Raw genomic sequence first — 4,654 nt, forward strand, 5'->3', positions numbered from 1 at the left:
CCGGCCGCTACGCATCCCCGCGTAGCCATAGCGAGATCACAAAACAACCATATTCGTTCCGTTACTAAGCCGACCCCTACCAGGATCGGTTGCAGCGCGTCGAATTCTCCATCGAGCGGGCCGAAGCAGAATACGCCCAGCAGATACGCCAACTCATCACTGCGTTCGGATAGCCAGTTCCTCCGGCTTGTCTGAAAGCTGTTGGCTACTCGCTTCTTTTCTCCGACACCGCCGCGCGTAGCCCTTCGGCCAGGTCCTGCGCGGTCAACTCGCGTAACCGTTGCAGCTGCTCGTCGGTGACGTCGAGGTCTTCGGCGGCCAGCAGCTCGTCGAGTTCGGCGTTGTCCAGGCGGTCGTTGCGGTGATCGCGCGCCTTTTCCACCAGGTTGCGCACGAATCCGGCATTACCGAGCACGTCGATGCCGCGGATGAGATCGCCGTCCTCGGTGAGCTTTTCGTCGGTGTAGAACCGTTCGAAGTCGCCGCGCAGCACCTCCACAGCCGCGTCGGTGGTGGTGTCGTCGTCCTCGGCGACCATCAGTTTGGTCAGTTCGACCAGCTCGGGCGGGGTGTAGCTGTGGAACTCGATCACCGTCGAAAACCGCCGTCGCAGACCCTGATTGACCTCCAGCATGCGCTGGGTGGCCTTGGCGTAGCCGGCGCCGAACACCACCAGCTCGTCGCGGTGATTCTCCATGTAGAGCAGCAGCGTGTTGATGATCGCGTTGCCGTACGGGTCGCCGGTGGAGTAGCCGCGTTCGTGCAAGGTGTGCATCTCGTCGAAGAACACCGCCCCACCCAGGGCTGCCTCCAGCATCTCCTCGGTGTTCTTCTCCGCATCGGCCATGAAGCGGCCCAGCAGTTTGGCGCGGCTGGTCTCCACCACCAACGGTTTACGCAGCACCTTCAAACCGCACAGCTGTTTGGTGAACGACCGTGCCACCGAGGTCTTTCCGGTGCCGGGCGGGCCGAGCAGCAGCGTGTGCCGCGAGGTCACCGGCACCCGCAACCCCACCTTGGCCCGGGCCAAGTTCACCTTCGTCGTCGAGCGGATCCGTTTGATCTCCCGCTTGGCCTGGGCCATGCCCAGCATCGCGTCCAGTTCACCCTGGCCCTCAAGCAGATACTGGGACGCTTTCTCGGCGTCGCGGGCGATCTCGGCGTCAACCCGGTTCGGGGCGCTGACGGGATCCCACGGATCGGTGCGCGCCTCAATGGTTTCGGGGTCGGTCAGCACCAGCCGCCGGGTAGGGTCGTCCATCGCCTCGCGGGCGGGCGCGAACTTCGGGTCCCGCGAATACACCCGGCGCAGCAGCTGTGAGGCTTCGTCCTCGCGACCCAGATGACGCAGGCACATCGCCTGGGTGTAGAGCACCACCGTGGCCGCGGCGGGCACCCGGTCCTCGGCAGCGGCGGCGATTTTCTGTCCGCGCCGAAAGGCGTCCTCGAACACCCCCAGGGATGCCAGCGCGGTGGTGGCCATCGCGGTGGCCGCGCACTCGTATGCCGGGAGCATCCACTGCTTTTCAACCGGAAACAGGCGCAGTACATCGGTCCAGCGCTGGGTGCGAAAGTGCAGCAACCCCGCCACATAGCTGTGGGTGTCCGCCTCGAACGGATCGGCGGGTACCCGCGCCGCGGAGAGCAGCTCATCGGCCTGGCTGTAGTGCTGGGCACTGATCAGTGCGGCGGCATAAGCGCAGCGCAGCGAGAACACCGAAGACACCGGCAGCGCCAGGAACAGCCCATCGAACACCACGGGCCGGAAATCGGCCCCGAGCACTCCGAGACGGCGCACTTCCCAGCCGAAGGTTTCCGCGGCCGCCCATGCCCCGGCCAGCACGTCGAGGCTGTCCTCACCGGCCAGCAGTCGCCCCAGCCAGCCGTCACAGACGCCGGGGTCGGCCTGGGTTGCTGACCGGAACATCTCGGCGGCCACTGCCGCGTTATGGCTTGGCACCAGCCCGTCGACGGCGATACCGGAGGCCAACAGCCCGCGGCGAAACGCGGTGCGCGCGGCAGACTCGGTCGTTGTCATGGTGGCTTTTAGATTAGGCCGCGCGCCGGGGTTTCACGGTGACCTGGCGGCGTTCTTCGGTGACGTCGATGCGGAGCCGGTCAGAAATCGCCCAGGTCCGCAGCACCGCGTGATCAGGCCCGTCCTGCTCCAGATGGATATCGGCGCTGCTGGCTGACTCCGCAGACACGGTGCGCACGGTGACCACTGCGCAGGAGGGTGTCGGACCCTCGGTGTCATCGAAGATGACCATGACCCGCTGCCCTGGCAGCGAGGGGTGGGCGGCCAGTGCGGCGGCGTCGATCACCTGTAGGCCAGCGGCGAGGACTTCTCGCCATTGTTGCGGGCGGTCGGTGCGCACCAGCACCTGGTATCCGGCGGCGGCCGCGCGGCGCGCGATCGCGACCGTCAAGGCCAGTTCGCCGGCGACCGTTACATCGGCCGTCCCGGTCGGGGCGCCCAGGTCGACCAGGAGCGGGTGCCCGGTGGCCGTGGCGCCGATGATGATGCCGGTGGCGCCGATCGGTGCCCGCAGCTCCTCGTCGTCGACGAGGTCGCGCGCGGGCACAGCTGCCGGCGTCTCGGCGTGGATCAGGCTGGTGCGCATCGCGACGTCGTGGCGTCCCGTCCACGGGTTCAGCCCCGTCAGCGGCGCCTCGGCCAATGGGTAGCCGGTGTGGTAGCGCACCGCCACACCCACGGTAGTGGCGCCATCTGGGCCCGGTCGCAACTGGATGCTGACGACCGTCGCCTCGGTGTCGGGAGCCCACAGCCGGTCAATGTTGGCGGTGGTGATGTCGTCCGGTGACATCCAGTAGGTCTGCACGTAGCCGCCGGCGTGCCGCAACCGTGCCCAGCCGGGCCGCATCGCCCCCGGATCGGTCCCGGCCAGCAGCGCCTCATCGGCGGCCCGGATCTGGGCGGCATCGAGCACCCGCGCGCCGAGGCGCAGACGGTTCAGCTCGTGGGCCACCCACTCCGCCGCGGCCGCCAAGGTAGCGGCCACCGACTCCCGCCACACGATCGCGCGGGCGCTCGCGGTGGCGTCCAGGCGTATCACCAGCCAGGTCCGGCGTTGCCCGACCGCGGGATGATCTCCCACCATGCCGGAGTACACCTCCGCGTACGGGTGATGCGTTTTGCCCGCGCGCCGCGATCCCGCGCTCAGGACATCGATGCCGGCCAGGGTGACATCGAATTGGCGCAGCGCGCCGGCCAGTGTTGTCAGCGGCAGCGACGTCATCGACACCGCACGCGGATAATCCAGCACCGAGGGACTGTGCGGCTGCCCGTCAACAGCGATCACGGCGACCAGATGCGTTCGGACGGCGCGGATTCCGACCAGACCGCCACCGAACGTGCGTTCGTGATCGTCGAGCTGCCCCGCCAGGGCGCCCTGGTGGGTCCGGTGCGTCAGCAGTGCACGCCACCCCAGACTCAACAGCGAGGCTCCGCGCCAGCACAGCAGCGCCGCCAAACTGGCCAGCACGGCGACCGCCAGGGCTGTCCACCAGCCGGGCCTGCCCGCGAGGGCCACACCTGCGCCCAACAGGGCCACGTCGACGACGAACACACACACCAGCCGCGCCCACCCCAGCGCCAGCCCCAGAGGGAACGTGGGGGTCATGACCGCGGCCCCTTGCGGATCAGGGCCGCCGAACCGAGGATCACCGAACACAGCATCGCAATCCCGGTCACCCCGCCAGCTGCCACCCACACCGGGGTCAAATCGCGGCCCACCTTCGGCGGCGGCAGCACCAGCGGCGCTGACAAGCGTTGCGGGCCAACAGGTTCGCCCGGCGGGATGTCGAAAGTCAGTGCGGCCACCGGGTCCACGATGCCGTGGCCGATTTGGTTGTCCACCCCGCGCGCTGGTGCCCGCGCGGTGGCCAGCAGACGGTTGATCACCTGATGGGCGGTCAGCTGCGGGTATTTCGCGCGCACCAGGGCGGCCACACCGGAGACGATGGCCGCCGAGAACGACGTACCGGCTTGGGGTACCAGCGAATTATTGCGGCCTTCCAGGGCGTTCATCAGGCCGTCGTCGCGCGCCGACAGGCTCTCGATGTCGGTGCCCGGCGCGGCGATCGACACCCACGGCCCGGCCACACTGGATTGCACCGGCGCGCCGCTGGAATCCACCGCGCCCACCGTCAGCACGTAATCGGAGAACCACGCCGGGGCCACCACGGTGGAGACCTGCGCCCAGTCGCGAGGATCGTTGGGAGTCAAAGGGTTGTAGATCGGATTCTGTTTGCAGTCGTTGCCGCCCTCCTCCCCGACGTTGCCGGCGGCGGCCACGATCACCGCGTTACGCTCCACGGCCGCATACCGGATCGCCGCACCCAGATCGCGCTGGTCGATGATGTTGGTCGATGGCATGCAGGACACCTCGGAGATGTTGATGACTTGGGCGCCCAGGTTGGCTGCGTGCACGATGGCGCGCGCCATCGTGCGGATATCGCCGGCCTTGCGCCGGGTGGCCGGGTCCTGATTGCCCGCGAACGCATCCTTGGGGCTAAAAGCTTTGGAACTCTGCCGGATCGAGATCAGCTCAACCTCGGGTGCCAGCCCGGAGAAACCATCCGTCGCCGGCGGCGGTGGGGGCGGCGGCGCTTCGGTGGTCGGGACTGTGTC

General features: G+C 68.1%; 3 protein-coding genes. All 3 read right to left on the reverse strand.

Going from position 1 to position 4,654, the window contains the following annotated elements; all coding sequences use genetic code 11:
• Positions 1 to 205 precede the first annotated feature (205 nt).
• Complete coding sequence (gene eccA / locus AWC08_RS15115; RefSeq protein WP_042910076.1) at positions 206 to 2,038, reverse strand: type VII secretion AAA-ATPase EccA; 1,833 nt, start codon at positions 2,036 to 2,038, stop codon at positions 206 to 208.
• A gap of 13 nt (positions 2,039 to 2,051) precedes the next feature.
• Positions 2,052 to 3,644 carry a type VII secretion protein EccE gene (gene eccE, locus AWC08_RS15120; protein ID WP_042910074.1) on the reverse strand — a complete coding sequence of 531 codons (1,593 nt, stop codon included), beginning with the start codon at positions 3,642 to 3,644 and terminating at the stop codon, positions 2,052 to 2,054.
• A partial coding sequence (mycP, locus tag AWC08_RS15125) for a type VII secretion-associated serine protease mycosin (RefSeq protein ID WP_085087928.1) occupies positions 3,641 to 4,654 on the reverse strand: 1,014 nt, incomplete at its 5' end. The genes mycP and eccE, both read right to left, overlap by 4 nt.

Origin of the sequence: Mycobacterium gordonae (assembly GCF_002101675.1) — a bacterium.
In the GTDB taxonomy this organism is placed as follows: domain Bacteria; phylum Actinomycetota; class Actinomycetes; order Mycobacteriales; family Mycobacteriaceae; genus Mycobacterium; species Mycobacterium gordonae.